Genomic DNA, 25,353 nt, shown 5'->3' on the forward strand with positions numbered 1-25,353 from the left:
GCATCAACAAAGCGCCCGGAACTTAGCGCGGACCCCTGCGTTTTTTAGAACAATCCATGAACGAAGGGGTGTCCCGATGACTGGCAAGACGACCGGCAAGACGACGAAGGACCAAGCGGCGGCCGAGAATCCGAAGGTCGACCCGACCGATGAGTCGAACCGGATCAAGGATCCCGACGAGTGGACGACCGGTGCCGAGCCGATGACGGGCGCGCAGGCATCCTACCTGAAGACGCTGTCGGAGCAGGCCAAGGCACCGGAGGCCTTCGAGGCCGACCTCGACAAGGCGGAGGCCTCCAAGCGCATCGACGCCTTGCGCAAGGACACCGGCAAGGCCTGACTCGGGCGAGAGCATCATGTGCTCCGGGAAGGCTTTGGCCAATTTTCGGGGCGACGCGTGAACTTTGCGCGGGTGAGGCGGCCCCGGGTCCGGAGGGCGGTGGGAGCGGGACACAGGTCCGGCGATCCATCGCCCGTAGCTCCGTCAGCGAACGAATCCACTGCTGAATGAGACGCGTCGGCGGGGAATGTCCCCGCTTTCTTCAATTCCTTTAAGTTCGCTGCAAGTTCACGCTGGCAAGATCACGTCACTGCCACACGTCCGGGACGATGCGCCGTGTCTCTGCTTCCTCCATCCGCGCCCGTCCCGAAATCCGCCTGGCCTTTGTACCCGTCCCTCATCCGCTTCGCGCGTCACGAATCGGGGGCGACCGCCATCGAGTACGGATTGGTCAGTACCTTCATCGGAATTGCGGTCATCGGTGCCTTCCGCGTCTACGGAACCGCGCTGGGGAATTTTTTTCCGAGGATCTTTGAACTGTTCGTGTTCGAGTAGTCATACCAAACCCGGTTGATCCCTTTGGGATGGCAGATTTGGACATCGGGGGATCCCGTACGCCCTGGCGCGGTGGGTACCCACCTCAAGCGCAGCGCGGGCTCGCTGATACGGTCCCCGCTTGGATCAAGCGGAAACCGTATCACGGGCGGTCGGAAGCAGGCCGGGGCCGTGACCGGACGACGCCGAGCGTTGCTCGTCCGGTAAGGCCAGCCTGCCGACGGCTCCCTATTTCGGCCCTGCCGGCTTGCGCTTTGCGGAAGCCGGTTCCCTCCCGGCGGCTGGGGAGGGGGGCGGAGCGGCGCCCGGCTTCGTATTGTCCGGCTTCGGCTGGCTCCAGAACGCGTCGAACGCGTCCTTCATCGCCTTGACGTTCTGCTCCTGAACATCGGCTCCGGTCTGGAGCATCTGCTGGATTACTTCCATCGAGGCTTTGGTCGCATCTGGCGCCGGCTCTGCCTTACGGACGGCCGGGCGCGGCTCGGGCTTGCGCGCTGCAGGCGGGGAAGGGGAGGCCATCTGTCCCGCCGCGGCGGTGAGGCCGTTGAGCCAGTCCGTCCAAAGCGTGCCGACCGGGTACGTGGCGGGTGGAGGCTCGGCGGCCGGCGCCCCGGCGGGCGGGTTGAGGAGCAGGTGGACGATGCCGGCCACGATCATGCCGGCCATGATCGGCAGCATCTGGCGGAGGGCCTGGCTCCCGACGCCGCTCGCCGCCGACGCTTGCTGAATGACCGCCTGGGCGATCATCGGTGAGCCGAACAACCCCGAGAACATGTCCGCACCCGCCTGTGGCGGCGCCTTTCCCGGCTGGCCGAGCCCGAACATGCGCCCGAACCCCATCGGATCGGCCGCAGCGTTGCGCTGCATACCCATCGACAGAGCCGGCATCAGCGCCTCCATGGCGCGGCGAGTCTGGTCCGGCGAAAGACCGAACGGCTGCCCGAGGGCCCGCACGCTCGCGTCGCCCTGGCTCTGGAGGATGTCGAACATCGTGTACATGGCCGGGCGCCTCAGCGAGCAGCAACGGTCCGGGTGCCGAACGCCTCCAGGCCTCGCCATGACAACGCGTGCAAGCGGGCCCATCCTCGTTCCGGACGCGCACCGGTGATGACCGCCGACACTCACATCCGAAGGCTCGCCGGAACGGCCTCGGCCGCGAGTGTGTCGCAACCGGGCGGGACTGGCCAGCGATAACCCCGGTTCCGCAGCGATTTCCCGAGGAAAGGCGGACATTTCGCCCGTGCCGGCTTCCGTCGTCCCTCTCTAGGCTACAACGACATCCCGCTGGAGGGAGCCGCCTGCACCGCCTCATCGGCGGCGGGGGGCTCGGGAGCCGGGCCTGCCGCGAGGGTCATGCCGCGTTCCAGACGGCTCACGGTGCGGAAGGCCAGGGCGAGGCCGGCTACCCCGAAGGCGATCGAGCCGAGGCCGGTGCCCGCGATCACACCCTCCGGTCCGTACCACGCCGCCCCGACGAGGGCGGGTGGGACCGTGCCCAGTGTCGCCCGGCCCCAGTTCAAAAGGGTCGAAATGAAGGGGAAGCCGAGATTGTTGAACGAGGCGTTGGCAAGGAACAGGAGCCCGTTGAAGAACCAGACCGGCCCACTCACCAGACAGAAGAACGCGAACAGGTCGGCCGCCACGCCCTGAAGTTCGAAGGCCCCGGCCAGCGGCGCCCGCGCCAGGGCGAGGAGCAGCCAGACGAGGACGACGTAGAGCGCGGTCACCCCCGCGCCGACCCGGAGCACACCCCGCATCCGGTCGAACCGCCCGGCGCCCCAGTTCTGACCGAGGATCGGGCCGATCGAGCCCGACATCGCGAACAGCCCGCAGAAGGCGACCGGGGCGAGGCGCTCGATGACCACGTTCCCGGCGATCGCCGGAGGCCCGAAGCCGGACAGAGCGTGCGCCACGAAGGCGCTGGCGATCGAGGGGGCGAGGTTGGTGAGTACCGCCGGCCCGGCGATGCGGGTCACCAGCGGCAGATCGCCGATGATGGCCGTGAGGCGGGGCGGTTCGAGCAGCCGGTAGCGCCGGACGCCGGCCCAGCCGACGGCGACGAAGGTGACGCGGGCAACGCAGACCGCGAGCGCGGCTCCGTCCACGCCGAGCCCGAATCCGAAGATCAGCAGCGGATCGACGAAGACGGTGATGACGGCGCCGCCGAGCGTGACGTACATCGCCTCCCGTGCCGCGCCGACCGCGCGCAGGAGCCCCGTGAACAGCATGCCCGGCCCGAGCAGCAGGTTCGACGGCAGGCTGATCCAGAGAAAGCGCCGGGCGACCTCGAGGGTGTGCCCCTCCGCGCCGATGGCCGAGAGCAGCGGGTCGAGCACGGCGAGCAAGAGGGCGGCCAGCAGAGCCGACGCGATCACGCAGTGGATTGTGACCGAGGTCGCGATCCGCCGCGCGTCGGCCGGATCGTTCGCTCCGATCGCCCGCGACACCAGGGCACCGGCCGCGATCATCAAGCCGATATTGAAGGCGATGGCGAAGAACTGGACGATCGAGGCGAAGCCGACCGCTGCGGTGAGCGCCGGGTCGCCGAGCTTCGAGACGTAGAACAGGGACAGCAGATCGACCGCGAAGATCGCCATCAGGCCGACGGAGCCGGTGGCGCTCATCACCACGACGTGCCGCAGGATCGAGCCCGAGACGAAGCGCGCCGCGCCCTCGTTCCTCTCCGGTGCCGCGCCTGTGCCCGTCTCAGGCATTCGGCTCGGCATCTTCGGGTTCGAGCGCGCGGGCGGCGGATTCGTGCGGTTGCTGTTCGATCAGGCCGCGGGTTTCGGCGCTGAGCGCCCGCGAGGGGCTCTTGGGCGCGGTGAGCGGCTCGGGCCGCAATTCCGGCGTGCCGCGCAGCCAGCCCGAACCGTCCGGCATCGCACCCGCCTGCTGGAGCACGAGGCGGGCGACGTCGCGCTTGCGCACGTCTTCGACGCGGCGCGCTGCGGCCTCGGCGGGCAGCCCCAGGCTCTCGAGGGTGGCGCGGCCGAAGCCGAGAGCGGATTCGACGGTCTCGCGGAGCTGAAAATCGACGTCGCGGTTCATCAGCTCGATGGCGTGCGTGCGGTCGTAGGCCCGTACGTAGGTGCGCACGTTCGGGAATTCCTCGTGGACGATGTCGACGATCTTCAGGGCGGCCGGCGCGTCGTCGATGCAGACGCAGATCAAGTCCGCCTTGGCGAGGCCGGAGGCGCGCAGCACATCGAGCCGGGTGCCGTCGCCGTAATAGATCCGAAAGCCGAAGCTCGTCGCGTTGCGGATCTGCTCGACGTCCTTGTCGATGACGGTGATGTTGATGCCTTCCGCCAGCAGCACCTGCGCCAGGATCTGGCCGAAGCGGCCGAATCCCACCACCAGCACGCGGGTGTCGCCGGATTCCTGTGCCTCGCCGACGTCCGAGGGCGGCTCGGCCTCTTTCGGGCGGCGGGCGATCAGCGCGTCAAGCCCCTTGGCTGCGATCGGCCCGACCAGCATGGTGAGGGCGGCGAGCGCCACGCAGAAGCGGGTCACGTCGGAAGCGAAGATGCGCAGGTCGCCCGCCGCCGGCAGGATCACGAACGCGAACTCCCCGGCCGGCGCCAGCACCGCGGCGCCACGCAGGGCATCGAGCCAGGGCGAGCCGAACAGGCGGAATAGCCCGGCCACCAGCGCGATCTTCACCGCGATCGCGGCCATGGTCGCGGCGAGCAGCGCCAGCCAGTGGTTGGTGAGCAGGCCCCCGTCGATCGACATGCCGACGCTCATGAAGAACAGGCCGAGCAGCATGCCGCGGAACGGCTCGATGTCGGCCTCGAGCTGATGGCGGAAGTTCGATTCGGCGAGCATCACCCCCGCGAGGAAGGCACCCATCGCCATGGAGAGGCCGGCCTTCTCCATCACCAGGGCGGTGCCGAGGACGACGAGGAGGGCGGCTGCCGTCATGACCTCGCGCCCGCCTGCTGCGGCGAGCAGGCGGAAGAACGGGTTCAGGCCGTAGCGCCCGACGAGCACCACGCCTGCGACCGCCACCGCCGCGCGGCCGGTGGAGCGCAGGCCCTCGTCGAGCCAGCCGTCCTTCGGCGTGGCGCCGGCCGAGGCCAGCAGCGGCAGCAGCGCCAGGATCGCCACCACCGAGATGTCTTGGAACAGGAGCACAGCGAAGGAGCGCCCGCCATAGGGCGAGCCGAGATCGCCGCGCTCCTCCAGCAGCTGAAGCGCCACAGCCGTGGCCGAGAGGGCGATGGCGATGCCGACGACGCTCGCTGCGGCCGGTGTCAGGCCGTAGGCGAGGGCCGCGCCCGCGATGACAAGGGAGCACAGCGCCAGCTGGGCGGCGCCGAGCCCGAAGATGTCGCGCCGCATCGAGACGAGGCGGGAGATTTCCAGTTCGAGCCCGACGATGAAGAGCAGGAGCACCACGCCGATCTCGGCGACGCTCGCCGCCGTCTCGGGCTCGGCGATCAGGGAGAAGCCGGCTGGGCCGATCACGACGCCGGCTACGAGGTAGCCCAGCACCGCGCTCTGGCCGAGCAGGCGCACGAGCGGCACGCCGATCACCGCCGCCGACAGGAAGGTCAGCACCGGCGGCAGGAAGCTGGCGTGGTCCGTGGCGCTCGCCATGAAAGCCCGTTGCCTCGCTGGTTCCGGATGGAGAAGGGCTTCCCCTTAGCCCGCCGATCACGCCATCGCGAGGGTGATTCGCGTGTCGTTCGTCACATGCCCGGCCCTTCGATTCCGGCAGCGTTGCCACAGCAGCGTGGATGCAGGGCCGCCGGGCGGATGGTGGGGGTCACGGATCGCGTCATCTGTGCTAGGCGAATGATAACGGACAGGCGCGAGCCTGTTGCGGCTTTCGGGCTGGCCGCTGTTGACAGACCCGGCCACCCCTCTCCACATCCGTCGGATCATGAGCGCTGACACCATCAACCTCACCGCCGACCCGAACCGGGTCCCGCATCCGGCCGTGACGGGCGACAAGCCGCCACTGGAGATTCTCCTGTGTGCCCCCCGCGGCTTCTGCGCCGGCGTGGTGCGCGCCATCGACGTGGTCGAGCGGGCGCTGGCGATCTACGGAGCGCCGGTCTACGTCCGCCACGAGATCGTCCACAACAAATACGTGGTCGAGACCCTGAAGCGGAAGGGCGCCGTGTTCGTGCGCGAACTGGACGAGGTGCCCGATAGCGGCGCCCCCGTCATCTTCTCCGCCCACGGCGTTGCCAAGACCGTGCCGCAAAACGCCGACGCCCGCGGCCTCACCACCATCGATGCGACCTGCCCGCTGGTGACCAAGGTCCACCGCGAGGCCGAGATCCATCACAAGCGCGGGCGCCACGTCCTGCTCGTGGGCCATTCAGGCCATCCGGAAGTGGTCGGCACCATGGGCCAGTTGCCCAAGGGTTCGATCACGTTGGTCGAGGACATCGACCAGATCGATGCGCTGAACCCGCCGGCCGACCAGGCGCTGGCCTGGGTGACGCAGACGACCCTGTCGATCGACGACACCAAGCACATCGTCGAGGCGCTGAAGGCGAAGTTCACCGGCATCCATGGTCCGCACAAGGACGACATCTGCTACGCCACCACCAACCGCCAGGAAGCGGTCAAGGAAGTCGCGCCGCGGGTCGATGCCCTGATCGTCGTCGGCTCCTCGAACTCGTCGAACTCGCAGCGCCTGCGCGAGGTCGCCGAGCGGGCCGGCTGTCCGATCACCCGCCTCGTCCTGCGGGCCGAGGAGATCGATTGGGATGCCTTCAAGGATATCCGTCGCCTGGGCCTCACCGCCGGCGCGTCTGCACCGGAGGTTCTGGTCGAAGAGATCATCGACGCCTTCGCCGCGCGCTTCGACGTGACGGTGGATCAGGTCTCGGTCACGGTCGAGGACATGTCCTTCCCGCTTCCGCGCGAGCTGCGCAGCGAGGCCGCCGAATAGGGCGGACGATACGCCGGCCTCCGAACAAGGCCGGCCGAACGACATCCAGGGGCGCCCACGGCGCCCCTTTCTCTTGCGCGAAACCGGCAGCGGCACCGTGGCGGTCTACACCGACGTATCCGACGAGGCGCTGCGCGCCTTCCTCAGCGAGTACGAACTCGGCGATTTGCTCTCCTACAAGGGCATCGCGGAAGGCGTCGAGAACTCGAACTTCTTCCTGCATACGAGCACGGGCAACTACATCCTCACCCTCTACGAGAAGCGGGTGAACGCGGCGGATCTGCCGTTCTTCATCAACCTGATGGGCCATCTCGCGCGGGCCGGCCTCGCCTGCCCGCAGCCGGTGCGCAACCGCGCCGGCACCGCCCTCGGGCATCTTTGCGGCCGGCCGGCGGCGATCGTCACCTTCCTCGAAGGCGTGTCGTTAAGCCGCCCGAACGCCGAGCATTGCCGGGCGCTCGGCGCCGCTCTGGCCGGGCTCCACGCCGCAGGCCGCGATTTCCCGATGGTGCGTGAGAACAATCTGTCGGTGGAGGCGTGGCGCCCGCTCTTCAAGCAGGCGGAAGGGCAGGCCGATACCGTGGCGCCCGGCCTCGCGGCCCGCACCCGTGCCGACCTCGATTGGCTCGAAGCATCGTGGCCTCAGGGCCTGCCGCGTGGCGTCATCCACGCCGACCTCTTCACCGACAACGTCTTCTTCATCGGCGATGCCCTCTCGGGCCTGATCGACTTCTACTTCGCCTGCACCGACGCCTTCGCCTACGATCTGGCGATCAGCCTCAACGCGTGGTGTTTTGACCCCGACGGCACCTTCCACCGCGACAAGGCGGGCGCGATGATCGCGGGCTACGACGCGGTGCGGGCGCTCGAACCGGCGGAGATTGCGGCGCTGCCGATCCTGGCGCGGGGCGCGGCCATGCGGTTCATGCTGACCCGCCTCGTAGACTGGCTCAACGTGCCGCCCGGCGCCCTGGTGCAGCCCAAGGATCCGCTGGAATACGACCGCCGGCTCGCCTTCCACCGCACCGCGACGGATGCGCGGGACTACGGCTGGCAGAATTAAGGATCGTCGAACCCTCCCCGGGACCGGGGAGGGCTCTCGTTGGGTTGCTCAGAGCACCTTCAGCAGGGCTTCGGCCCCCGAGACCTCGGCCTTGGACGGGGTGTCCTCGACGTTGAGGATTCGCACCACGCCGTCATCGACCAGCATTGCGTAGCGCTGGGAGCGCGGGCCGAGGCCGAAGCCGGAGCCATCCATCTCCAGGCCGATCGCCTTCGAGAACTCGGCATTGCCGTCGGCCAGGAACTCGATACCCTCGGCGCCGCTCTGCTGCTGCCACGCGTTGAGCACGAAGATGTCGTTGACCGAGGTCACGGCGATCGCATCGATGCCGCGAGCCAGGATCTCTTCGCGCTTGGCGACGAAGCCCGGCAGGTGGTTGCGGTGGCAGGCCGGGGTGAAGGCGCCCGGTACGCCGACCAGCACGACGCGGCGCCCCTTGAACACATCGTCGGTCGTCTTGGCCTGCGGACCGTCCGGCCCGTTCACCCGGAAGGTGGCCTGCGGCAGGTGATCGCCAACCTGAATCGTCATCCGTGCTCTCCTCGCAAAAGCCAAGCCCTGCAAAAGCTAGGAACCGTTAGACGCGCTTCGCGCGACTGTCGAGGCACGGCCGCGCTGCGTGCGCGTTTGCCTTATGGATCAATGACGGTCGCCGCATTAGCATAGCGCCATGCAGACGCCCGATCCCTCGCTCAATGACTCGGCCTATCTCGACGGCCAGTTCCTCGTGGCCATGCCGGGGATCGGCGACGAGCGCTTCGCACGTTCGGTGATCTATCTCTGCGCCCATTCGGCGGACGGCGCGATGGGCATCATCGTCAACAAGCCGGTCGCGGATCTGAGCATGCCGGATCTCCTGATCCAGCTCGACATCGCCAGCGAGGCCGATGCGATCCGCCTGCGCGAGCGGGTTGGCCACATGCCGGTGCTGATGGGCGGCCCGGTCGATGCCAAGCGCGGCTTCGTACTCCACACCGCAGACTTCCACATCGACCAGTCGACGCTGCAGATCGACGAGGGCGTGTGCCTCACGGCCACGGTCGAGATCTTGCGCGCCATCGCCGACGGGCGCGGACCCTCGAACGCCGTGCTGGCGCTCGGCTATGCCGGCTGGCAAGCGGGCCAGCTGGAGAACGAGATTCTGGCCAATGGCTGGCTGAACTGCCCGGCCGATCCCGGACTGATCTTCGATCCGGGGCTGGGCACCAAGTACGATCAGGTTCTCAAGGCGATCGGCATCGATCCCGCCATGCTCTCGGCGGAAGCCGGACGGGCCTGACGCGGGGCCCGCCCGTCGGCGATCGTTGGGAGGCGTTTCCAGAGCATCGTCCTGGATGCCTGATCCAGGACGATGCTCTAGCCTTTTGTTTTGCATCGCCTTTTCCGAAGGCCGGCAACCACCTTTCGGGACGATGCTCTAGACGCGGCCGTGCACGAGGTTGTGGATGAAGCCGAGCTTCGTCACCACGGCCGGGCCGAGTACGAAGGGGTAGAGGTCGCCCTCGCCCATGGCGCGGCTGACGCTGTTCATCGCGAAGACGAAGGGCAGCCACGCATCGATGATCTGCTCCACCGTCTCGGCTGCGTAGGGGTCGAAATCCACCCGTGTGGCGAGTTCGCCCTCGACATCAGCCTTGGGCTTCACCTGCAGGCCGAAGGCGCTCGCCATCTCCAGCGTATCGACGATGTGGAGGTAGTGCGCCCAGGTCTCGGCGAAGTCTTCCCACGGATGGGTGGTGGCGTAAGCCGAGACGAAAGTCTCCTGCCAGTTCGGCGGCGGACCCTGATCGTAGTGGCGCTGGAGAGCGGCGCCGTAATCCTGCGAATCGTCACCGAAAACCGCTCGGCACGGCTCCAGCTTGCCGGCGTCACGCACGAGGATGTCCCAGTAATGGTGGCCGACCTCGTGGCGGAAATGGCCCAGCAGCGTCCGGTAGGGTTCGCCCATCGCTGTGCGGCGTTTCTCACGCTCGGCCGGGTCGGCCTCCACCAGGGCGATGGTGATGATGCCGTTCTCGTGGCCGGTCATCACGTTGGGGCCGCTCGAATCCGGCGAGTCGGCCAGGAAGTTGAAGATCAGTCCGTGCTCGGGATCCTCGGCGCGGGTCTTCAGCGGCAGGTTCCAGCGCAGCAGAGTGTAGAACAGCCGGTGCTTGGCATGCTCCATCTCGCGCCAGCGCTCGAGATTCACCGGGTCGTTCACATCCGGCACGGTGCCGTTATGGCGGCAGGCGAGGCAGAAGGCGTCGGTCGTCCCCGGCGGCACCATCCAGTTGCAGGTGTCGTGCGCGGCGTTGGTGCAGAAGAAGCTCGGGCGATCCGGCACAGCGAGCGGCGTCCACGCGTTATTGTCGCCCGCCGGCTCGAGCGCCGAGATGCGGCCGAGCTGCGGCAGGTAGGCAAGCCGATGGCCGCAGCGCCCGCAGGAGCGGTTTTCGAAATAAAGGACGTTGTCGCAGGACTGACAGCGAAAGAGTTTCATCGGCTCACGGGACGTTGACGCCCTGTTCCGGATCCAGCGGGGAACCGGGGAACGGGACGTGCCGGGCACAAGGCTCGGAAGCGGCGGGAAGTGGCGGCCAACCAAGCCGCGAACCCGCTCACCGTTCCGTGAGCGCCAAGGTTTTTCTTGGCCCCCGTCCGCCGCGTCGGCGAAGGCCGGTCAGCCCGCGGCCAACGCCTCCGCGATCGCGGCGATCGCGGCGTCCGCACCGGCGCCGTCCGGGCCGCCGGCCTGGGCCATGTCGCGCCGTCCGCCGCCGCCCTTGCCGCCGAGATGGCCGGCACCGGCGCGCACCAAGCCGACCGCGTCGTAGCGCTCGGTCAGATCCTCGGTGACGCCGACCACGAGACCGGCCTTGCCATCCGCGGCAACGCCCACGAGGGCGACGATTCCGGAGCCGAGGCGGCTCTTGCCCTCGTCGGCGAGACCTTTCAGGTCCCGCATCTCGACGCCCTCGACCACACGGGCCATCAACTTCACGCCGTTGATCTCACGGGCCTCGTCGCCGCCGCCCGACGCGCCGCCCATGGCGATCTTCTTGCGTGCATCCGCCAGTTCCTTCTCCAACCGGCGACGTTCCTCGATCAGCGTGGAGAGACGCTCCGGCACGTCCGCGACCGGCGCCTTGAGCAGCCCGGCGAGCTGGCTCAGCGTACGGCTCTCGGTGGCGCGGTGGCGACGGGCGGCGGTGCCGGTCATCGCCTCGATCCGGCGCACGCCAGCACCGACCGCACTCTCGCCGAGAACGGTGATCTGGCCGATTTCGCCGAGCTGCGAGACATGGGTGCCGCCGCACAGCTCGATCGAGAAGTTCGGTAGTCGGCCTTCGACCTCGCGGCCGTCATCGTCCACGGGCCGGCCCATGGAGACGACGCGGACCTCGTCGCCGTATTTCTCGCCGAAGAGCGCACGGGCGCCCGACTCGATCGCCTCGTCCACGGCCATCAGCTTCGTGACCACCGGCGCGTTCTGGAGCAGGACCGCGTTGGCGATCTCCTCGACGCGGGCAAGCTCCGCCTCGTCGATGGGCTTGGGATGGCTGATGTCGAAGCGCAGGCGCTCGGGCGCGACGAGCGAGCCCTTCTGCGCGACGTGGTCGCCGAGCACCTGGCGCAAGGCTTCATGGAGGAGATGGGTGGCCGAGTGGTTGGCGCGGATCGCGGCACGGCGTGCGTGATCGACCTTCATCTCGATCGCTGCGCCGACGGCGAGCGCGCCGTCCTCGACCGTGACGTGATGCACGAACAGGTCGCCGAGCTTCTTTTCCGTACCCGTGACGCGCGCCCGGAGGCCGGTCCCGGAGATCGTGCCGGTATCACCGACCTGACCGCCGGACCCGCCGTAGAACGGCGTCTGGTTGGCGACGACGATGCCGTTCTCGCCCGCCTTCAGTGTTTCGACCTCCGCGCCGTCGCGCAGCAGCGCGCCGACGACGGCTTCGGCGGCCTCGGTCTCATATCCCAGAAATTCGGTGGCGCCGGTGCACTCCTTGATGCCGAACCAGACCGTCTCGGTCGCGGCCTCGCCGGAGCCCTGCCACGCGGCCCGCGCCGCCTGCTTCTGGCGCTGCATCGCCGCGTCGAAGGCTTGCGTGTCGACGCCGATGCCGCGCGCCTTCAGGGCGTCCTGCGTCAGGTCGAGCGGGAAGCCGTAGGTGTCGTAGAGCGTGAAAGCCGTCTCGCCCGACAGATTCTGGCCGGCCCCGAGATCGCGGGTCTCGGTGTCGAGGATGGCGAGGCCGCGCTCCAGGGTCTTGCGGAAACGGCCTTCCTCCAGCCGGAGGGTCTCGGAGATCAGCGCCTCGCTACGGGCGAGTTCGGGGAAGGCCTGTCCCATCTCGCGCATCAGGGTCGGCACCAGCCGGTACATGACCGGATCGCGGGCGCCGAGCAGTTCGAGATGGCGCATGGCGCGCCGCATGATCCGGCGCAGCACGTAGCCGCGGCCCTCGTTCGAGGGCAGCACGCCGTCGGCGATCAGGAACGAGGTCGAGCGCAGATGGTCGGCGATGACGCGGTAGGAGGCGCGCGTCGACGGCTCCGGCGCCCGCGACACGGCGTGGGCCACCGCATCGATCAGTGCACGGAACAGGTCGGTGTCGTAGTTCGAGTGGACGCCCTGGAGGATCGCGGCCATCCGCTCCAGGCCCATGCCGGTATCGATCGAGGGTCGGGGCAGGGGATTGCGAACCCCCGGCTCGACCTGCTCGTACTGCATGAACACGAGGTTCCAGAATTCGAGGAAGCGGTCGCCATCCTCGTCCGGAGAACCGGGCGGTCCGCCCGCCAGCGCCGGGCCCTGGTCGATGAAGATTTCCGAGCACGGGCCGCAGGGGCCGGTATCGCCCATCTGCCAGAAGTTGTCGGAGGTGCCGATGCGGATGATCTTCTCGTCCGAGAAGCCGGCGATCTTCCGCCACAGCCCCGCCGCCTCGTCGTCGTCCGCGTAGACGGTGACGAGTAGCTTTTCGGCCGAAAGGCCGAACTCCTTGGTGATCAGCGTCCAAGCCAGCTCGATCGCATCGGCCTTGAAGTAGTCGCCGAAGGAGAAATTGCCGAGCATCTCGAAGAAGGTGTGGTGCCGGGCGGTGTAGCCGACATTGTCGAGATCGTTGTGCTTGCCGCCGGCGCGGACGCATTTCTGCGAGGAGGTCGCCTTGACGTAGGGGCGCTTCTCGACGCCCGTGAAGACGTTCTTGAACTGCACCATGCCGGCGTTCGTGAACATCAGCGTCGGGTCGTTCTTCGGCACGAGCGAGGACGAGGGCACCACCGCGTGCCCGGCATCCCGGAAGTAGTCCAGGAAGCTCGATCGGATCTCGTTGACGCCGCTCATCGGATAGGCTCGAAAATCATGTCGCGTCGGGGAGCCGGCTGCGGACAGCGCGGCGGCATTCTCGCGCCCTCATACGGGTCCAAGCTGTGCGAGTCACGTCGGCTCAGTACGTTGCTCAGCGCGCAGTTCGTGGCGGCCCGCGAGTTCGGCGAGATAGCTGCGCAGAAGCGTGACCCGCCGCGGGCGGAAGCTCGTGCCCGCCATCCGCACCGCTTCGATGCGGTCCAGCCGGAACATGCGGAACGCCTCGCGCAGGCAACACCACGCCAGCAGGGTCATCTTGCTGTCGAGGTAGACGACGGAGAGCGGCAGGATCTGCCGCTCGGTGACCGCGCCGTCCTTGTCCGCGTAGCGCAGCGCAAGAGCTTCCTCCCGCCAGCACCCGGCCCGGATCGTCTCCATGTCGGGGATCTTGGGGAAACGGGCCTCGAAGCGGCGAACCTGCGAGACTGCGTGGAGCAGGTGCTGTTCGGATCGGTCGGGCAGGGTGGCGGCGACCTTCGCCAGCGCCGAAGCGGCGGCCTGGGCCAGGGCGGGGTCCCCCATCTGGCGGACCTCGGCAAGGCCGAGAACCAGCGCCTCGATCTCCGTCCGATCGAAGGTTTGCGGTGGAAGGGCAACGTCCTCGATCAGACGGTATCCGTAGCCGCGCTCGCCATCGATCTGGGCGCCGGCGGCGCGCAGGCTGTCGATGTCGCGATAGAGGGAGCGCAGCGACACGCCGGTTTCTTCGGCCAGCCGCGCTGCGGTGACCGGAGAGGGCAGGACGCGCATCGCATGCAGTAGCCGGAACAGTCGATCGGTTCGCGCCATCGCCCAACTGACGGAAACTGGCAGGTGCCCTGGGCTACACCCTCGCTTGCTCACCCGCCAGCCAGAGGCCACCGATGATCACGCTGTTCCACGCCCCGCAGAGCCGCTCGACCCGCATCGTCGCGCTCCTCAAGGAACTCGACGCGCTCGACGCCGTGCGGATCGAAGTCGTCACGATACCGCGCATGGACGGCTCGGGCGGGCGCGACGGGCGCAACCCTCACCCCGAAGGCAAGGTGCCGCTCCTCGACCACGACGGCGTTCTGGTGCGGGAGTCGAGCGCGATCATCCAGCTTTTGGCCGAGCTGTTTCCGAAACCCGGTCTGGGTATCCCCGCCGGCCACCCGCAGCGCGGCGCCTATCTCGGCTGGCTCGCGTGGTACGCCGGCGTCGTCGAGCCGGTCCTGACGCTGGAGGCCATCGGTCTTGATCATCCCGCCATTGCCCGTACCTTCCGCACGAGCGCCGACATCAAGGCACGGCTCGCCGAGGCGCTGACGGACAGGCCCTTCCTGCTCGGCGATCACTTCAGTGCCGCCGACCTCCTTCTGCACTCACCCTACGCCTGGTTCGGAAAGCCCGGCGAGCCGGCCATCGATGCCTGGGTCGATCGCTGCACGGACCGGCCCGGCGCCCGTTTCGCGGCCGCGTTCGATGCGAGGCACGCGGCGGCCTGACCGCTCGCCTTCGCAAAAGAAAGCCCGCCGCGATCGCTCGCGGCGGGCTTTCTTTTTCAGATCGTGACGTGAGGCGCTGTTTTAAGCCTCTCCCTCGTCGAGATCGTCGGCGGTCGGTTTGGCGGTCTCGAGGATCCGATCGGCGACGAGGCCCGAGTTCTGGCGGATCGAGGCTTCGATCTTGTTGGCGATGTCGGGGTTGTCGCGCAGGAAGCCCTTGGAGTTCTCGCGACCCTGGCCGAGGCGCTGACTGTCATACGAGAACCACGCGCCCGCCTTCTCGACGATGCCGGCCTTCACGCCGAGGTCGATCAGCTCGCCGACCTTCGACACGCCCTCGCCGAACATGATGTCGAACTCGACCTGCTTGAAGGGCGGCGCGACCTTGTTCTTGACGACCTTGACGCGGACCTGATTGCCGATGGCCTCGTCGCGATCCTTCAGGGTCGAGACGCGGCGGATATCGAGGCGCACCGAAGCGTAGAACTTCAGCGCATTGCCGCCCGTGGTGGTTTCCGGGCTTCCGTACATCACGCCGATCTTCATGCGGATCTGGTTGATGAAGATCACCATGCAGTTCGAGCGCGAGATCGAACCGGTCAGCTTGCGCAGGGCCTGGCTCATCAGGCGGGCCTGGAGGCCCGGCTGGCTCTCGCCCATCTCGCCCTCGATCTCGGCGCGCGGCGTCAGCGCGGCGACCGAGTCGACCACCAGCACGTCGATGGCGCCGGAGCGCACCAGCGTGTCGGTGATTTCGAGCGCCTGCTCTCCGGTATCGGGCTGCGAGATCAGCAGGTCGTCGAGGTTGACGCCGAGCTTGCGCGCATAGACCGGGTCGAGGGCGTGCTCCGCATCGACGAAGGCGCAGACGCCGCCCTTCTTCTGAGCCTCGGCGATGGTGTGGAGCGCGAGCGTCGTCTTGCCCGAGGATTCAGGGCCGTAGATCTCGACCACCCGGCCACGCGGCAGGCCGCCGACGCCGAGCGCGATGTCGAGGCCGAGCGAACCCGTGGAGATGGTCTCGACCTCCTGCACCTTGTCGTTCTTGCCAAGGCGCATGATCGAGCCTTTGCCGAAGGCACGCTCGATCTGCGTCAGCGCAGCCTCGATCGCCTTGGACTTGTCCTTGTCGGCTGCTGCCATTGTCGAGGAATCCACCATCTTCAGCGCAGGCTGGGCCATCGCAAGGCTTCCTTATGCATGGGAGGGGCACGGCGCTCAATCCGCCGGAGCTGATGGATTTCGTACTTGTTTTGTTCTCAATGCGCAAGCCCGACGTCGCGGTTTGCGCCGGAAAGAACAGAATGTGGAAGCGAAGCCGCCGGTCGAGATTCCCTGCGACGGCGAAGGATGCTGACCGTCCTTGTGCCGATGTCGCTCTGACCGAACTTGGAGGCGGATCCCCCCTCTCGCGCGAGCCGCGCGCCAAGCCGCCTCGATGGATACCGACATCCGATATCCCGAAGGAGTTGATCGGATGTCGTACGCTCCCCTCGGGCGCGTTCAGCTCGCCATCGTTTGCTTCACCGTCTCGACGAGCTGCTTCAGGCTGAAGGGCTTGGGCAGGAAGTTGAAGGCCTCGCCCTCGGGCAGGTTCTTGCGGAAGGCGTCCTCGGCATAGCCGGAGACGAAGATCACCTTCAAATCGGGCATGTGCTTGCGCAGCTCGCGCAGCAGGGTTGGCCCGTCCATCTCCGGCATCACGACGTCGGAGACCACCACGTCGATGCCGTCGGCATGCTCCTCGATCAGGCGCAGCGCCTCGATGCCGGAGGCCGCCTCCAACACGGTGTAGCCCCGGGCGGACAACGCCCGGGAATTGACCGCGCGGACCGGATCCTCGTCCTCGACGAGCAGGACGGTGCCCTGGCCGGTATGGTCCGCCGCGGGCTTCGGTGGCGGCTCAGGGGGACGGGCAGCGGGAGAGCCGGACTCCGTGCTCGATTCGGCCGATCCCGCCTCGGCATCGTCACCGGACGCGGAGTTCGGCTCGGAAGCGCTGACTTTCGTCGATCCGGAGGCCAATCGCGGCGGCGGCAGCGGCTCGGGCAGGGCTTCGATGCCGGGCTCGTGGCGCGGCAGGTAGATGCGGAAGGTGGTGCCTTCGCCCACGATCGACTGCACGTCGATCGCCCCGCCGGACTGGTTGACGATGCCGAACACCGTCGAGAGCCCGAGCCCGGTGCCCTTGCCGATCTCCTTGGTCGTGAAGAACGGCTCGAAGATCTTCTGGCGTACCTCCGGCGGGATGCCTTCGCCGGTATCGGTCACCTCGATCATGACGTGATCGCCCGCCGGGATGCCGACCGGGCGCTCGCCATCGACGGGGCAATTGGCGGTGCGGATCGTCAGGCTGCCGCCGCCCGGCATCGCGTCGCGGGCGTTGACCGCGAGGTTCACGATTACCTGCTCGAACTGGTTCACGTCGGCCTTGATCGGCCAGATCTCGCGGCCGTGGCGGAAATCGAGCTGCACGCGCTCGCCGAGCAGGCGCTTCAACAGGAGCGTCAGGTCGGAGAGTGCCTCGCCGACATCCATCACCTCGGGCCGCAGGGTCTGGCGGCGGGAGAAGGCGAGCAGTTGGCGCACCAGGGATGCGGCCCGGTTCGCGTTCTGCTTGATCTGCATGATGTCTTGGAAGGCGTGGTCGGTCGGCCGGTGGCTCGCGAGCAGGAGGTCCGAGTAGCCGATGATCGCCTGGAGGACGTTGTTGAAGTCGTGGGCGATGCCGCCGGCGAGCTGGCCCACGGTGTCCATCTTCTGGGTCTGGGCGACCTGCTGTTCGAGCTGGCGCTGGGCCGTCGTGTCGAGCGCGTAGAGGATCACCCGCTCGCGGTCGCCATCGCTGCCGGCCTGCGCCTCGGCATCGGGGTTCGGCGTCCCGTCGGAATCCGCCGGGCTCATCCAGACCCGGGCCGAGCGATCACCCGGCCCGGACAGGCCGACCTCAATCGGATCCAGGCCGCCGAAGCCGTTGGCGGCCCGCGCCAACGCGCCCTCGATGACGCCACGGTCGCGCTCCAGCACCGCGTCGCGCATCAGCGGATCGGGCGCGTCGCGGCCGGCCTCCGCCGCTGGCTGGCGCGGCATGCCGGCGAACAGGCGCACGAACGAGGTGTTGGCACGGATCACCCGGCCGTCCCGGTCCAGGGTGGCGATGGCGATCGGGCTGTTGTTGAGGAAGCGGGCGAGCCGCACTTCGGCCGCGCGCTGCGGCTCGTCGGCATCCGATCCGGCGGATCGGTTGAGCACGAAGGTGCGCGAGGGGCCGGGCGCTCCGTCCTGACCGTAGGCGACGCGGTGGTAGAGGCGCGTCGGCAGCGGCTGCCCGTTGCGGCGGCGCAGGTCGATGTCGTAGCGGTCGGTGCGCACCTCGCCGGGCAGGCCCGGTGAGGCGGTGAGCATGTCCGCGCCCGGTGCGATCTCGAGGAGCTTCAGCCCGCCGGAGCCGACGGTGGCGAGGTCGTAGCCGAGCCAGGAGGCGAGCGTCGCGTTCATGTAGACGATCGAGCCGCCGGCATCGATCGACAGGAAGCCGGCCGGCGCGTGGTCGAGATAGTCGATCGCGTGCTGGAGTTCCTGGAAGACGTTCTCCTGGCGCTCGCGCTCGTGGGTGATGTCGCTCACGGTCCAGAGCGCGGCGGAGCCGCGGTGGCGCGGGATCGGCCGCACCGCGATGCGGTACCACGCGAAGTCGCGGTCCGGCGCGCCGCCGGGCGGCGGCGACATCCGGATCTCTTCGGCATAGGCGCGGTCGTCGCGGGAGGCCTGGGCGAGCCGGTAGACCGCCTCCGAGACTTCCGGTGCGCCGACGAAGATCCGCTCGATGGAGCGGAGATTCGAGAAGCTGTCGCCGCCGGCAAGGCGCATATAGGCCTCGTTGGCGTAGATCATCCGCCCGTTGTCCTCGACGACGAGCTTACCCTCGGGGGCGGCATCGACGATGGCGCGGGTGATGTCGTCGCGCGAGGCCGGGCCGGCGAGCTGAAGCGCGCCGATCGCCAGGGCGAACAGGAAGAACACGCCCGCCATCGCCAGCAGCGCCAGCAGCGCGAGAATGAGCGGCTGCGCCTGCTCGTTGGCGACGAAGGACAATCCCACCGCCGCGCCGACGAGCAGGCCCGCCAGCATCAGCAGCAGGCCGACCCGGCCGGGCCGTTCCGAACGATCGATCGAACCGGACGCCGGCACCGCTGGTCCGCTGACCTCAGCCATCAGGCCCTACCCATCCCTCGCACATGGACGGCACATGGCTGCTGCGAGCCCTGTGGGTCGTCGAATGCCGCGCCTTTTGCCGGAGCATTGCCGGACAATGGTGCATAAACCGTGGCGCCTGAACGACTTCGCCGTCCCATGCGGAAGCGGATCGAGCCTCAGGCGGCTCGGCGAAGGCGAAGCACGAAACCGATGACCTCCGCAACTGCGCGATAGTGCTCGGCGGGAATCTCGGCATCGACTTCGACCGTGGCGTGGAGGGCGCGGGCGAGCGGCGGGTTCTCCATCACCGGCACGTCGTGATCGGCGGCGACGGCGCGGATGCGCAGCGCCAGCGAGTCGACGCCCTTGGCGACGCAGATCGGTGCCGCCATGCCGGCTTCGTAGCGCAGGGCCACGGCGAAATGGGTCGGGTTCGTCACCACCACGGTCGCGGTGGGCACGGCGGCCATCATCCGCTTCTTCACGCGCGCTTGGCGCAATTGCCGGATCCGGGCTTTCACCTCGGGGCTGCCCTCGCTCTCCTTGTGCTCCTGCTTCATCTCCTCCTTGGTCATGCGCAGGCGCTTGTGCCAGCGATTCCGCTGGTAGAGCGCGTCGCCGAGGGCGATCACCGCATAGACCGCGAGCATGCCGCCCATCATCTTGAGGGCGAGGGTCAGGGTGCCCTGGAGCGCGACGCCGGGATCGAGCTGCGCGAAGGATTCGGCCCGGTCGTGCTCGCTCCACAGGATCGTCCCGGCAATGGTGCCCACCACGACGATCTTGGCGAGCCCTTTGCCGAAATTCACCCAGGCATCCATGCCGAGCAGGCGCTTGGCGCCCGCCATGGGCGAGATGCGCGCGAATTTCGGCATCAGGCTCTCGGCGGTGAAGATCGGCCGGTGCTGGATCAGGCCGGCGGCGATGGCCGCGAGCATCGCGATGCCCAGAGGCACGGCGAGCGCCTTGGCGCAGACCCAGGCCGCGCGTAGCGCCACGCCGAGATAGGTGCCCGAATCCGAAGGCAGGCCGCCGGCATGTTCGAGGAAGCCGCGCATGTCGCGGGTCAGCCCCTCCGCCATGGGCTTAGCCGAGAGCATCAGGGCGAGGGTGAAGGCCGCCAGAATGAAGAAGGTGTTGATCTCGGGCGAGTTGGGGACGTCGCCGCGCTCGATCGCCTGCTCGATGCGCCGTGGCGTCGGGTCTTCGGTCTTGTCCTCGTCGTCGGTCTCGTCGGACACCGGCTCAGGCTCCCCTGTTCCCGATCAGCGCAAGGGGGATCAGCGACCCAGGAACGCGCCGAGATAGCGGCCGAGATCGTCGAGGAACAGCCCCATGATGAGGCCGAGCGCCCCGACGAACAGCATCATGCCGATGATGACCGAGGCGGGAACCGCGAGGAAGAACACCTGCAATTGCGGCATCAGCCGGGAGAGCACGCCGAGGCCGAGATTGAACAGGATGCCGAACACGATGAACGGCCCGGAGATCCGCACCGCCAAGGCGAAGCTGCGGCTGAACGCATCGAGGGCGAGCTTGGCCGCATCCGCCATCGCCGGCACGCCGCTCGGCGGCAGCAGGACGTAGCTGCGCCCGATCGCTTCGAGGGCGACGTGGTGCAGATCGGTCGCCAGAATGAGCGTGACGCCGAGCATCGCCAGGAAGTTGCCGATCGCCGCCTGCTGTCCGCCCATCGTCGGATCGACGGTCATGGCGTAGGACAGGCCGAGCTGCTGCGAGATCACCACCCCCGCGGTCTGGAGCGCGGCAACGATCATGCGCACGCACAGACCCAGCATCAGCCCGATCAGGATCTCGCCGATCAGCAGCCCGATCAGGGAGGGGGCTGCCAGCGCCGCATTGCCCGTCGGCAGCATCGGGCGCACGGTCGGGAACAGCACCAGGGTCACGAGCAGTGCGAGGGCGAGCCGCAGGCGGCCCGCAATGAGCTGCTCGCCCAATCCCGGCATCAGCATCATCAGCGTGCCGACCCGGGCGAAGGTGATGAGGAAGGCCGCCGCGAGGCCGGGCAGCAGCAGGTCGAGCGGCGTGGTCATGCCGGCCCATCCTACACGCTTGGGCCGGCTGCCGCTGCCGCCGCATCATCCGCCCGCCGCGATCCGAGCAGCGATCCGGGCCATGTAGGCGGCCATGGCGTCGCCGATGAAGGGCAGCATCAGGAGCATCACCCCGAACACCGCGACGATCTTCGGCACATAGATGAGCGTCTGCTCCTGAATCTGCGTCAGCGCCTGGAACAGCGAGACGATCAGGCCGACGACGAGGGCGACGATCATCATGGGACCCGCCACCTTCAGGAAGACGAAGATGCCGTCGCGGGCGATGTCGAGGATGGCGAGGCCGGTCATGGGGGTTCGTCTTCAATCTGGGGGGCGTCGCTGAAGCAAGGCGGCAGCCGAGGGTGAGGGGGCGTTTCCATAGAAGCCTCTTGCTGAGGCGCCCCCTCACCCTCGCTCCAGCTTCGCCTCCGCTCCCGGCCCGCACAACGAGGTACAAGTCGGCCTCTTCCGCGCGCGGGGAGAGGGGAAACCAGAACGGAATCAGATCGGCATTCGCATGATCTCTTCGTAGGCGGAGATCACGCGGTCGCGCACGGCGACGAGGGTCTGGAGGGCCGTTTCGCTCTCGGCGACTGCCGTCACCACGTCCACCACATTGGCCTTGCCGGTGGCCGCCGAGAGGGCGGCGCGGTCGGCCTGCGCCCCGGATTGGGCGACGTTGTCGAGGCTCTGCTGCAGGAAGCCGGTGAAGCCGCCCGGCGCGGTCAGGCCCTGGGCCATGCCTTGGACGGGTTTGGCGGCGCCGGGACGGGCGAGGCTTTGGGCGTTGCCGTAGGCGCCGGCGGCGAAGGCGGAGGTCGTCATCGGGGCTACGCCTTCAGGATCTCGAGGGTGCGGGAGATCATCCGCCGGGTGGCGGTCACCATGTTGAGGTTGGCCTCGTAGGAGCGCTGGGCCTCACGCATGTCCATGTTCTCGATCAGCCCGTTGACGTTGGGCAGGCGCACCTCGCCGCGGGCATCCGCCGCCGGGTTGCCGGGATCGTGCTTGGTGCGGAACGGCGTCGGATCGCGCCGCACCCGGCCGGCCTCGACGACGCTGGCGTTCAGTTCGTTGTCGAAGCGGCTGGTGAAGGTCGGGATCTTGCGCCGGTAGGGATCGCCGCCCGCGGTCTGGGCGGTCGAATCGGCGTTGGCGATGTTCTCGGCGATGATGCGCATCCGGCCGGACTGCGCCTTCAAGCCGGAGGCGGCGATGCCGAGGCTCTTCAAGAAATCCATGACCGATCCCCGTTCAGCGATGTCAGCGAGCGATGTCAGCGCTTGCCGACGGCGATTTTCAGGGCGTCGAGGCTCTTCTGGTAGAGCGAGGCGACGAGCTGGTAATCGGATTGGTTGTCGCCGGCCTTCATCATCTCTTCCTCCAGGTTCACCCCGTTGCCGGAGGGGCGGACCTCGAAGCCTTTGAAGCGGCGCGGATCGGCGTTCGGTCCGGCGCTCGCCGTCATCCCGATATGTGTGGAATCGGTGCGGGCGATCCCGTCGCCGCCGACCGAGGCCCCGAGCGGCGTCGCGAGTTTCACCGAGGCCGCGGACGGCTCGGCGAGATCGCGCGGGCGAAAGCCTGGCATGTCGGCGTTGGCAACGTTCTCGGCGAGCAGGGCCTGGCGGGCCTGATGCCACTGCATCCGGGTGCGCAGCATGCCGAGCAGGGGCAGGTCGGTGAGCGACATGGTGCCTCGGGGTCGGCGCGGCTGGCGATGGATTTCGGAAAGCCACAGGTCCGAACCCGGCAGAATCTGCCGCTCACATGGTTAAAGAGCCGTTAACCGGGCAAAACCTGCCGGGTACCCGTGAGGCAAAGTCGCCGCGGATGTTGGAATGGCCGCGGCGGGCCGCACCGAGTTGTTAACGGAGTGTCAACATACGTTGCCGGAGCGCAAAGCGGCGGCGATAATCGCGGCGTGTAATGCGTGGGGCCGAGATTGCGTCTCCCGCCGGCTTCGGTCACCGCCGGACGTCGCGCGGCGGCGTCGGAGCCCCGACTTAGAAAGACGCGGGTCTTGCAAGCGTTCTTCAGTTCCGAGGGCTCCTACGCCTTGCAGTTCCTGGTGATCTTCCTCGTCATCCTGGTGCTGTTCCTGATCGCGGCGCTGCTGTTCATGCGGCTGTCCGGGCGGGGGCTCACGCTGTCGGCGAGCGCGGGCCAACGCGGACGCCAGCCGCGGCTCGGCATCGTCGACATCTACGAGCTCGACCGGCAGCGCCAACTCATCCTGCTGCGGCGGGACAACGTGGAGCACCTGCTGCTGGTCGGCGGCCCCAACGATGTGGTGATCGAGCGCCATATCCAGCGCGGCGCGGGCGCCCGCTACGCGCCGGACGGGAGCGTCCGGCCCGGCGGCGAGGCCGGCCTGAACGATCCGGCGCTGGAGCCGCGCACCGATCCCTTCCTCGATTCCCCGATGCCGCCGACCTTTGCCATGCCGGAGGTGGTCCCCTCGGCGGTGTCCGGTCCCCAGCCTGCCATCGACCGGGCACCGCCCCTCGATCCCGGCCTGTTCGAGCCTGAAGTCCTGCCGGCCGACGCCCCTGCGCGGCCTGTCTCGCCGGTCAGCCGGCTGATGCGGCGCACGGCGCCGCCGGTGGTCTCTCCCCGCCCCGAGGTCTCAGCCGAGCGCCCCGCGCGGCCGGAATCCGCGGCAACCGAGCCGGTGCCGGAACCTGTGCCGGAGGCGCCGGTCATGGCCGGTCGCGGGCCGCGGTCGGTCGATCCGGCCGTTCTCTCGGACATGGCCCGGCAGCTTCAGGTGGCGCTGAAGCGGCCATCATCCGCGGTTACGCCGCCGCCTGCGAGTCCTGCCGAAGCACCGCCTCCGGCCTCGAAGCCGCCCGAGCCGGCGCCCGATCCAGTCGCTGCGGCGATGGCGGCTCCGCCGGCTGCCGCCGCACCGCCGCCGGAGGCTGCACCGGCTCAGCCGGAGCCGCCTCCCGCCCCTGTCCCGGCGCCTCCCCGGCCCGAGCCGAAGCCCGCGGCGCCGGCCAAGCCCGTCGCACCCCCTCCGTTCGTGGCGCCGCCGAAGCCGGAGGCGGCGAAAGCCGAACCTCTAAAGGCGGAGCCGCCAAGACCCGAGCCCGCAAGAACCGAGCCTTCAAGGCCTGAGCCGTCCAAGTCGGAACCGTCGAAGCCCGAACCGCCTGAGCCCACCGCCGGGGGGCAGAACCCCTTCTCTGTGGAGGAGATCGAAGCCGAGTTCGCCCGTCTCCTCGGGCGCCCGCTCGACAGCAAGAACTGAGACGAGCAAGCTGATCCGGGGCTTGGCCGAAGGCTTGTTTTTCCGGAGGCCGCCGACCCTTGTGACGGTGCGGCGGCCCGAACGTTCGTGAGGCAGGCCGCAGGCATGGAGGCGCTCGTCGTCGGGGCAGGGGTGGTGGGGCTGGCGATCGCGCGGGCCCTCGCGCAGCGCGGCGCGTCCGTGATCGTGGCGGAGGCGGCCGAGGCGATCGGCACTGGCGTGTCCGCCCGCAGTTCGGAGGTGATCCACGGCGGGATGTATTATCCCCCCGGCTCGCTGCGCGCCCGCCACTGCGTCGAAGGACGCCGCCGCGTCGTCCATTTCTGCGAGAGCCACGGCGTACCCTACCGAATCTGCGGCAAGCTGATCGTGGCGACGCATGAGGCGGAGTGCCCGGCGCTCGAAACGATCCTGTCCCGCGGCGTCGCGAACGGCGTCGAAGACCTGACCTGGCTCGAGCGCGCCGAGGCGGTCGCCCTCGAACCCACTTTGTCCTGCGTCGCCGCGCTCCATTCCCCCGCCACCGGCATCATCGACAGCCACGCCCTGATGCTGGCGCTCCTCGGCGATCTCGAGGATGCAGGCGGCGTGCTGGCGTTGAATACTCCCATCGAGGCCGCTCGACGCCGAGATGGGCGCTGGGAGGTCCGCTTCGGCGGCGAGGCGCCGGATGTCCTGAGGGTCGATTGTCTCATCAACGCCGCGGGCCTCGGCGCCCAGGCCCTCGCCCGCCGGATCGACGGGGTCGCGTCGGAGGATATCCCCCGGCAGGTTCTGGCCAAAGGCAGTTATTTTGGATGCAGCGGCCGGCCGGCGTTCACGCGGCTGATCTACCCGGCCCCGGTCGAGGGCGGCCTCGGCATCCACCTGACGCTGGATCTGGCCGGGCGCATGCGGTTCGGTCCCGATGTCGAATGGGTGGACGCGCCCGATTATGCAGTCGATCCGGGACGCGCCGACCGCTTCGAGGCGGCAATCCGGCGATACTGGCCCGGCCTGCCGGACGGGCGACTGATGCCGGATTATGCCGGCATCAGGCCGAAGCTCAGCGGTCCCGGCGAGCCGGCGGCAGATTTTCGCATCGATGGTCCGGGCGAACACGGTTTGCCCGGCTTGGTTCAATTCTTCGGGATCGAGAGTCCGGGACTGACCTCCTCGCTCTCACTAGCGGAGGCGGTGGCCGATCAGGTGATGGCGTAG

At 68.4% G+C, this 25,353-nt stretch carries 23 protein-coding genes; 8 read left to right on the forward strand and 15 right to left on the reverse strand.

Going from position 1 to position 25,353, the window contains the following annotated elements:
• The first annotated feature begins 76 nt into the window (after window positions 1–76).
• Both MKK50_RS21925 and MKK50_RS21930 read left to right on the forward strand, forming a co-directional pair.
• Window positions 77–340: a DUF3072 domain-containing protein gene (locus MKK50_RS21925; protein WP_253372108.1), complete on the forward strand. Its 264-nt coding sequence runs from the start codon at window positions 77–79 to the stop codon at window positions 338–340.
• Window positions 341–616: 276 nt separating this feature from the next.
• Window positions 617–835 carry a Flp family type IVb pilin gene (locus MKK50_RS21930; RefSeq protein ID WP_499025292.1) on the forward strand — a complete coding sequence of 73 codons (219 nt, stop codon included), beginning with the start codon at window positions 617–619 and terminating at the stop codon, window positions 833–835.
• 228 nt (window positions 836–1,063) lie between these two features.
• On the opposite strand, the gene MKK50_RS21935 is transcribed toward MKK50_RS21930, so the two are convergent.
• From MKK50_RS21935 to MKK50_RS21945, 3 genes are all read right to left on the reverse strand, one after another.
• On the reverse strand, window positions 1,064–1,894 hold the full coding sequence (locus MKK50_RS21935; protein WP_499025349.1) for a DUF937 domain-containing protein: 831 nt from the start codon (window positions 1,892–1,894) through the stop codon (window positions 1,064–1,066).
• A gap of 209 nt (window positions 1,895–2,103) precedes the next feature.
• On the reverse strand, window positions 2,104–3,549 hold the full coding sequence (locus tag MKK50_RS21940) for an MATE family efflux transporter (RefSeq protein WP_499025293.1): 1,446 nt from the start codon (window positions 3,547–3,549) through the stop codon (window positions 2,104–2,106).
• The gene (locus tag MKK50_RS21945; protein WP_253372102.1) at window positions 3,542–5,440 is read right to left on the reverse strand and encodes a monovalent cation:proton antiporter-2 (CPA2) family protein; all 1,899 of its coding nucleotides are present in this window, start codon (window positions 5,438–5,440) and stop codon (window positions 3,542–3,544) included. The genes MKK50_RS21940 and MKK50_RS21945 overlap by 8 nt, the downstream gene beginning before the upstream one ends.
• A gap of 286 nt (window positions 5,441–5,726) precedes the next feature.
• Between MKK50_RS21945 and ispH the strand changes: the two genes are divergently transcribed.
• Window positions 5,727–6,749, forward strand: coding sequence for a 4-hydroxy-3-methylbut-2-enyl diphosphate reductase (gene ispH / locus MKK50_RS21950; protein ID WP_003600714.1), 1,023 nt, complete (start codon window positions 5,727–5,729; stop codon window positions 6,747–6,749).
• A gap of 97 nt (window positions 6,750–6,846) precedes the next feature.
• A complete protein-coding gene (gene thrB / locus MKK50_RS21955) occupies window positions 6,847–7,812 on the forward strand; it encodes a homoserine kinase (RefSeq protein ID WP_499025351.1) in 966 nt (321 codons plus the stop codon).
• 48 nt (window positions 7,813–7,860) lie between these two features.
• Here thrB and MKK50_RS21960 read toward each other — a convergent pair whose 3' ends face one another.
• Window positions 7,861–8,343, reverse strand: coding sequence for a peroxiredoxin (locus MKK50_RS21960; protein ID WP_253372100.1), 483 nt, complete (start codon window positions 8,341–8,343; stop codon window positions 7,861–7,863).
• Between the two features lie 139 nt (window positions 8,344–8,482).
• Between MKK50_RS21960 and MKK50_RS21965 the strand changes: the two genes are divergently transcribed.
• Complete coding sequence (locus MKK50_RS21965) at window positions 8,483–9,091, forward strand: YqgE/AlgH family protein (RefSeq protein ID WP_499025295.1); 609 nt, start codon at window positions 8,483–8,485, stop codon at window positions 9,089–9,091.
• A gap of 138 nt (window positions 9,092–9,229) precedes the next feature.
• On the opposite strand, the gene MKK50_RS21970 is transcribed toward MKK50_RS21965, so the two are convergent.
• The 3 genes from MKK50_RS21970 to MKK50_RS21980 all read right to left on the reverse strand — a co-directional run bounded on the left by MKK50_RS21970 (window position 9,230) and on the right by MKK50_RS21980 (window position 13,963).
• The gene (locus MKK50_RS21970) at window positions 9,230–10,294 is read right to left on the reverse strand and encodes a zinc-binding metallopeptidase family protein (protein ID WP_499025296.1); all 1,065 of its coding nucleotides are present in this window, start codon (window positions 10,292–10,294) and stop codon (window positions 9,230–9,232) included.
• Window positions 10,295–10,474: 180 nt separating this feature from the next.
• Entirely contained in the window at window positions 10,475–13,150 is a 2,676-nt protein-coding gene (gene alaS, locus MKK50_RS21975) for an alanine--tRNA ligase (protein WP_499025298.1), read from the reverse strand.
• A 93-nt stretch (window positions 13,151–13,243) separates the two neighbouring features.
• Window positions 13,244–13,963, reverse strand: coding sequence for a helix-turn-helix transcriptional regulator (locus MKK50_RS21980; RefSeq protein WP_499025300.1), 720 nt, complete (start codon window positions 13,961–13,963; stop codon window positions 13,244–13,246).
• A gap of 74 nt (window positions 13,964–14,037) precedes the next feature.
• Between MKK50_RS21980 and MKK50_RS21985 the strand changes: the two genes are divergently transcribed.
• Window positions 14,038–14,640, forward strand: a complete 603-nt coding sequence (locus tag MKK50_RS21985) for a glutathione S-transferase family protein (RefSeq protein ID WP_499025301.1) — start codon at window positions 14,038–14,040, stop codon at window positions 14,638–14,640.
• A gap of 81 nt (window positions 14,641–14,721) precedes the next feature.
• Here MKK50_RS21985 and recA read toward each other — a convergent pair whose 3' ends face one another.
• The 8 genes from recA to flgB form a co-directional block, all read right to left on the reverse strand.
• The gene (gene recA, locus MKK50_RS21990) at window positions 14,722–15,801 is read right to left on the reverse strand and encodes a recombinase RecA (RefSeq protein WP_437178559.1); all 1,080 of its coding nucleotides are present in this window, start codon (window positions 15,799–15,801) and stop codon (window positions 14,722–14,724) included.
• Window positions 15,802–16,143: 342 nt separating this feature from the next.
• A complete protein-coding gene (cckA, locus tag MKK50_RS21995; RefSeq protein WP_499025302.1) occupies window positions 16,144–18,855 on the reverse strand; it encodes a cell cycle histidine kinase CckA in 2,712 nt (903 codons plus the stop codon).
• A 158-nt stretch (window positions 18,856–19,013) separates the two neighbouring features.
• Window positions 19,014–20,078 carry a flagellar biosynthesis protein FlhB gene (gene flhB, locus MKK50_RS22000; RefSeq protein WP_253372086.1) on the reverse strand — a complete coding sequence of 355 codons (1,065 nt, stop codon included), beginning with the start codon at window positions 20,076–20,078 and terminating at the stop codon, window positions 19,014–19,016.
• 39 nt (window positions 20,079–20,117) lie between these two features.
• Complete coding sequence (fliR, locus tag MKK50_RS22005) at window positions 20,118–20,894, reverse strand: flagellar biosynthetic protein FliR (protein WP_253372084.1); 777 nt, start codon at window positions 20,892–20,894, stop codon at window positions 20,118–20,120.
• Between the two features lie 45 nt (window positions 20,895–20,939).
• The gene (gene fliQ, locus MKK50_RS22010; RefSeq protein WP_003603418.1) at window positions 20,940–21,206 is read right to left on the reverse strand and encodes a flagellar biosynthesis protein FliQ; all 267 of its coding nucleotides are present in this window, start codon (window positions 21,204–21,206) and stop codon (window positions 20,940–20,942) included.
• A gap of 192 nt (window positions 21,207–21,398) precedes the next feature.
• Window positions 21,399–21,722, reverse strand: coding sequence for a flagellar hook-basal body complex protein FliE (fliE, locus tag MKK50_RS22015; RefSeq protein WP_499025304.1), 324 nt, complete (start codon window positions 21,720–21,722; stop codon window positions 21,399–21,401).
• Between the two features lie 5 nt (window positions 21,723–21,727).
• On the reverse strand, window positions 21,728–22,138 hold the full coding sequence (gene flgC, locus MKK50_RS22020; RefSeq protein ID WP_003603420.1) for a flagellar basal body rod protein FlgC: 411 nt from the start codon (window positions 22,136–22,138) through the stop codon (window positions 21,728–21,730).
• A 35-nt stretch (window positions 22,139–22,173) separates the two neighbouring features.
• Window positions 22,174–22,590, reverse strand: a complete 417-nt coding sequence (gene flgB, locus MKK50_RS22025; RefSeq protein ID WP_499025305.1) for a flagellar basal body rod protein FlgB — start codon at window positions 22,588–22,590, stop codon at window positions 22,174–22,176.
• Between the two features lie 330 nt (window positions 22,591–22,920).
• On the opposite strand from flgB, the gene MKK50_RS22030 reads away from it, so the two are divergent.
• Both MKK50_RS22030 and MKK50_RS22035 read left to right on the forward strand, forming a co-directional pair.
• On the forward strand, window positions 22,921–24,153 hold the full coding sequence (locus tag MKK50_RS22030; protein ID WP_499025306.1) for a hypothetical protein: 1,233 nt from the start codon (window positions 22,921–22,923) through the stop codon (window positions 24,151–24,153).
• Window positions 24,154–24,258: 105 nt separating this feature from the next.
• Window positions 24,259–25,353: an NAD(P)/FAD-dependent oxidoreductase gene (locus MKK50_RS22035; protein ID WP_499025354.1), complete on the forward strand. Its 1,095-nt coding sequence runs from the start codon at window positions 24,259–24,261 to the stop codon at window positions 25,351–25,353.

The sequence above is a fragment of the Methylobacterium sp. J-043 genome (assembly GCF_022829505.1).
In the GTDB taxonomy this organism is placed as follows: Bacteria; Pseudomonadota; Alphaproteobacteria; order Rhizobiales; family Beijerinckiaceae; genus Methylobacterium; species Methylobacterium extorquens_A.

What these genes read in the sequence shown, in the direction of transcription:
- MKK50_RS21925 (WP_253372108.1), top strand. Translation starts at nt 77, where the DNA reads ATGACTGGCAAGACGACCGGCAAGACGACGAAGGACCAAGCGGCGGCC.
- MKK50_RS21935 (WP_499025349.1), bottom strand. Translation starts at nt 1,894, where the DNA reads ATGGCGAGGCCTGGAGGCGTTCGGCACCCGGACCGTTGCTGCTCGCTG.
- MKK50_RS21940 (WP_499025293.1), bottom strand. Translation starts at nt 3,549, where the DNA reads ATGCCTGAGACGGGCACAGGCGCGGCACCGGAGAGGAACGAGGGCGCG.
- MKK50_RS21945 (WP_253372102.1), bottom strand. Translation starts at nt 5,440, where the DNA reads ATGGCGAGCGCCACGGACCACGCCAGCTTCCTGCCGCCGGTGCTGACC.
- ispH (WP_003600714.1), top strand. Translation starts at nt 5,727, where the DNA reads ATGAGCGCTGACACCATCAACCTCACCGCCGACCCGAACCGGGTCCCG.
- MKK50_RS21960 (WP_253372100.1), bottom strand. Translation starts at nt 8,343, where the DNA reads ATGACGATTCAGGTTGGCGATCACCTGCCGCAGGCCACCTTCCGGGTG.
- MKK50_RS21965 (WP_499025295.1), top strand. Translation starts at nt 8,483, where the DNA reads ATGCAGACGCCCGATCCCTCGCTCAATGACTCGGCCTATCTCGACGGC.
- MKK50_RS21970 (WP_499025296.1), bottom strand. Translation starts at nt 10,294, where the DNA reads ATGAAACTCTTTCGCTGTCAGTCCTGCGACAACGTCCTTTATTTCGAA.
- alaS (WP_499025298.1), bottom strand. Translation starts at nt 13,150, where the DNA reads ATGAGCGGCGTCAACGAGATCCGATCGAGCTTCCTGGACTACTTCCGG.
- MKK50_RS21980 (WP_499025300.1), bottom strand. Translation starts at nt 13,963, where the DNA reads ATGGCGCGAACCGATCGACTGTTCCGGCTACTGCATGCGATGCGCGTC.
- MKK50_RS21985 (WP_499025301.1), top strand. Translation starts at nt 14,038, where the DNA reads ATGATCACGCTGTTCCACGCCCCGCAGAGCCGCTCGACCCGCATCGTC.
- recA (WP_437178559.1), bottom strand. Translation starts at nt 15,801, where the DNA reads ATGGTGGATTCCTCGACAATGGCAGCAGCCGACAAGGACAAGTCCAAG.
- cckA (WP_499025302.1), bottom strand. Translation starts at nt 18,855, where the DNA reads ATGGCTGAGGTCAGCGGACCAGCGGTGCCGGCGTCCGGTTCGATCGAT.
- fliR (WP_253372084.1), bottom strand. Translation starts at nt 20,894, where the DNA reads ATGACCACGCCGCTCGACCTGCTGCTGCCCGGCCTCGCGGCGGCCTTC.
- fliQ (WP_003603418.1), bottom strand. Translation starts at nt 21,206, where the DNA reads ATGACCGGCCTCGCCATCCTCGACATCGCCCGCGACGGCATCTTCGTC.
- fliE (WP_499025304.1), bottom strand. Translation starts at nt 21,722, where the DNA reads ATGACGACCTCCGCCTTCGCCGCCGGCGCCTACGGCAACGCCCAAAGC.
- flgC (WP_003603420.1), bottom strand. Translation starts at nt 22,138, where the DNA reads ATGGATTTCTTGAAGAGCCTCGGCATCGCCGCCTCCGGCTTGAAGGCG.
- flgB (WP_499025305.1), bottom strand. Translation starts at nt 22,590, where the DNA reads ATGTCGCTCACCGACCTGCCCCTGCTCGGCATGCTGCGCACCCGGATG.
- MKK50_RS22035 (WP_499025354.1), top strand. Translation starts at nt 24,259, where the DNA reads ATGGAGGCGCTCGTCGTCGGGGCAGGGGTGGTGGGGCTGGCGATCGCG.